This window comes from Microcella sp. (assembly GCF_033763155.1).
Lineage (GTDB): Bacteria > Actinomycetota > Actinomycetes > Actinomycetales > Microbacteriaceae > Microcella.
Genome location: NZ_JANRKZ010000207.1, coordinates 1 through 1,993 on the forward strand (window position 1 = coordinate 1; position 1,993 = coordinate 1,993).

At 68.3% G+C, this 1,993-nt stretch carries 3 protein-coding genes; 1 reads left to right on the forward strand and 2 read right to left on the reverse strand.

Annotation, left to right across the window (positions count from 1 at the left end; translation table 11 throughout):
• The coding region (locus SFU54_RS08995) for a metalloregulator ArsR/SmtB family transcription factor (RefSeq protein ID WP_319015945.1) at positions 1-807 on the reverse strand (807 nt) is incomplete at its 3' end.
• A 35-nt stretch (positions 808-842) separates the two neighbouring features.
• Between SFU54_RS08995 and SFU54_RS09000 the strand changes: the two genes are divergently transcribed.
• The gene (locus SFU54_RS09000; RefSeq protein ID WP_319015946.1) at positions 843-1,538 is read left to right on the forward strand and encodes an aquaporin; all 696 of its coding nucleotides are present in this window, start codon (positions 843-845) and stop codon (positions 1,536-1,538) included.
• On the opposite strand, the gene SFU54_RS09005 is transcribed toward SFU54_RS09000, so the two are convergent.
• The coding region (locus tag SFU54_RS09005; protein ID WP_413466594.1) for a low molecular weight phosphatase family protein at positions 1,535-1,993 on the reverse strand (459 nt) is incomplete at its 5' end. The genes SFU54_RS09000 and SFU54_RS09005 overlap by 4 nt on opposite strands.

Here is a 1,993-nt window from a genome sequence, read left to right on the forward strand (position 1 = left end):
GGGCCAGTCGAGGTAGCGGCGTCCGGGGTACACCGGGCACGCATCCCCACAGCCCATCGTGATCACGACGTCGGCCGCTCGCACGACGTCGTCGGTGAGCGGTTTCGGAAACTCGCCCCCGAGGGGCACGCCGATTTCATCCAGTGCCGTCACGACCGCGGGGCGAATCGCATCAATCGGGGCCGACCCCGCCGTGCGAACGCGCACCCGACTGCCTCCGAGATGGCGCATGATGGCGGCGGCGAGTTGTGAGCGCCCGGCGTTCTGCACGCACACGAAGAGCACCTCGATGGGCCGGCCGGCCGGCCGGTCGGCGATGAGGTCGGCGGCCGTGGTTTCTTGCGCCGTCAATCGCTCGGCCGCAAACTGCGCGATCGCCGACGGGAAGACGCGACCTCCTTCTCGCGCACGGAGCAAGTCATGGCTGTCGAGCACCACACGTTCTACGGTCTCGCGCGAGAACGTGCCGGCGAATCGCGCACTGAGGTCGTCGGTGATGCGATCCATGAGTGCCTCACTGATCGACGAATCGCCCGAGTCGGGCGCCCACTCTTCGAGCCGTGCGGCCACTACCTCGCTCAGCGAGTACCAGACCTCGCGCCCGCGGGGAGCGCGCTCAACGAGCCCCGCATCGTGCAAGACCCGGAGGTGATGCGACACCGTGGGCTGTCGCAAGTCGAGGGCGGCGGTCAAGCGTCCGACGGTCAACGAGTGATCGGGGGCGTCGAGCAACAGTCGAGCGATGGCTCCGCGAGTGGGATCACCGAGCGCGCCGAGCTCAGGGCTCACCGTGGCGCGGTCTCTCATAGACCCGAGTCTATGCGAGCGGCTACAGTGTGCCCGTGACCGAGCCCACCACTCCAGCCCCCATGCCCTCACTCGCGCGACGGATGCTCGCCGAAGCTCTCGGCAGCGCAGCCCTCATCGCCACCGTCGTGGGCTCGGGAATCATGGCCACTCGCTTGACCGACGACATCGGCGTGCAGTTGCTGATCAACGCCGTGGCAACGGCAGCCGCACTCGTCGTGCTCATCGTCGTGGTGGGCCCTGTGAGCGGCGCCCACCTCAACCCCGTCGTGACCGCCGCGCTCGCGGCGCAGCGACTCGTTGCGGTGCGAGAAATCCTGCCGACCGTTGCCGCCCAACTCGTCGGCTTTGCCGCGGGCGCGATGTTGGCCAACCTCATGTTCGGAGGAGCGGCCGTATCGATCAGCACGACCGTGCGCGCCGACCTCGGGCTGCTGCTCGGCGAAGTCGTGGCCACCGCGGGGCTTGTCGCGGTCATCCTGACCCTCGTGGCACGCGGGCAGCAGAACTGGGTGCCGGCCGCCGTCGGGCTCTATATCGGCAGCGCCTATTTCGCCACGAGTTCAACGAGCTTCGCGAACCCCGGAATCACGCTAGGCCGCATTCTCAGCGACAGCTTTGCGGGCATCGCACCCGAAAGTGCGCCAGCGTTTATTGCCGCACAGGTCGTCGGGGCAGCACTCGGCCTGCTGGTTGTGCGCCTCGTGCTCGCGCCGCAGCACCGCGTCTAGAGCCCGAGGGGGTCGATGCCGTGCTCGATCGCGAGCGCGCGCACGTCGACGATGATGTGATCGCGCGTCGCGCGCATGCCCGCTTTTCCACTCGTGCGGTCGAGCGGGATGTCCCAGCGGCGATACTCACGCCCGGCGAGCGCCTCAAGCTCGTCATTGCAGTTGAGCACCACGATGTGGTCGGCCGCCATGACGAATTCGGGGGCGATCGGCTTGGGATACTCGCCGAACGCCGCGATGCCGAGCTCGTCGAGCGCTTCGGTGACCCCGGGCAAAACGCGCGCAGCGGGTGCCTCTCCGGCGCTCATCACGCGCGCGCCCAGGGGAGCGATAGCGCGCATGAGCGACGCGGCCAGCTGTGACCGGCCGGCATTGCCCGAGCAGATGAACAAAAACGAGGGGGCATCGACGGCCATGGCTCGACTTCGTCGCCACCGCAGGGCCTCGAGGCGATC